Below are 807 nucleotides of genomic sequence, written 5' to 3'. Positions count from 1 at the left end.
ATGCTGCCCCGGAAACAGCCAGCCGTCGCGGTGCATCACGCCCTGCTGCCGCCCGACAATCCACCACTGGCGCAGCAGAGTGAGTAGATCCTCCGACAACATGGCATTGCGATACCGCCCGCCCTTGCCACGCTCGACGCGCAGCAGCATGCGCTCGCTGTCGATATCGGCGACCTTCAGCATCGACACCTCGGCGACGCGCAAGCCCGCACCATAGGCGACCGACAGTGCGGCCTGGTGCTTGAGGCAGGTGGTGGCGTTGAGGAGCCGGGCGACCTCGTCGCGGCTCAGCACCACCGGCAGTTTGCGCGGGTGCGCCAGACGAACGAGCTTGCGCGCCAGATCGGGACGATCGACCGTATGCGTGAAGAAGAAGCGCAGCGCCGACACGATGCTGTTCATCGTCGGCACGGGAACACCGTCGCCCTGCTGCTCGATCTGGAACCGGCGCAGGTCGTCGGTGGTCGCTGTGTCTGGTGAACGCCCGAGGAACGTCGCCAGGCGTCCGATGTCGCGGAGATAGTTGCGCTGCGTCTCCTGGCTGAAGCCGGCGCATGGTCATATCGTCAATCAACCGTTGGCGCAGCGGGCTGATCGGCGCATCGAGAACAGGATGGGGCATGGTCAGGCTCCTTGTTGAAGAAGCCTGTGATGCTCTGCCCCCGCCGAACGACGCTCAATACGGGCGCGGCAACCGGATCGTGACCTCTACCTCACCGCGCGCGCCCATCCCGCGCAGCGGGTCGTCTAATCGCTCGGCCGTCAAGGGGGTGAGTGCAAGGCAGTCGTCCTTTCTGTCCATGCTCC

General features: G+C 65.4%; 1 protein-coding gene and 1 pseudogene. Both read right to left on the bottom strand.

Annotation, left to right across the window (positions count from 1 at the left end; translation table 11 throughout):
- A partial coding sequence (locus BQ8794_RS36640; protein ID WP_244555057.1) for a tyrosine-type recombinase/integrase occupies positions 1-402 on the bottom strand: 402 nt, incomplete at its 3' end.
- A 3-nt stretch (positions 403-405) separates the two neighbouring features.
- Positions 406-501: pseudogene (locus BQ8794_RS36635) on the bottom strand (integrase); the annotation flags it as partial.
- Positions 502-807: the final 306 nt, after the last annotated feature.

Origin of the sequence: Mesorhizobium prunaredense, assembly GCF_900156895.1 — a bacterium.
In the GTDB taxonomy this organism is placed as follows: domain Bacteria; phylum Pseudomonadota; class Alphaproteobacteria; order Rhizobiales; family Rhizobiaceae; genus Mesorhizobium; species Mesorhizobium prunaredense.
Note: the sequence above shows the minus strand (reverse complement) of the source record. Positions and strands in the feature narration are given on the sequence as shown.